The sequence below is a fragment of the Halioglobus sp. HI00S01 genome, assembly GCF_001635445.1.
Lineage (GTDB): Bacteria > Pseudomonadota > Gammaproteobacteria > Pseudomonadales > Halieaceae > Halioglobus > Halioglobus japonicus.
In genome coordinates this window covers 1-220 of the sequence record NZ_LWEE01000186.1, presented here as the reverse complement: position 1 = coordinate 220, position 220 = coordinate 1, and the positions used below count along the sequence as shown (strand labels likewise).

Below are 220 nucleotides of genomic sequence, written 5' to 3'. Positions count from 1 at the left end.
ACGCGGTTGCTGATGTCGTCGATCTTGTCGACACCCTGGTGATCAGGGAGGCCGAGATCGAGTAGTAGTATGTCAAACACATTGCGCTCTATGGCTGCCAAAGTATCGTCTAGGCGTGTGACAAAGCAAGCTTCCAGATGCTGCGGGAATGCGCGGTTCAGCATCTCTTTGATGAGTTCGGCATCTGCTAGGTTGTCTTCCGCAACTAATATTCTTCGGA

The 220-nt window shown here is 51.4% G+C and carries 1 protein-coding gene; it reads right to left on the bottom strand.

Annotated features, from left to right (window positions below):
• Positions 1-220 (bottom strand): response regulator (locus A3709_RS15780; RefSeq protein WP_156507805.1); only part of this gene is annotated, 220 nt, incomplete at both ends.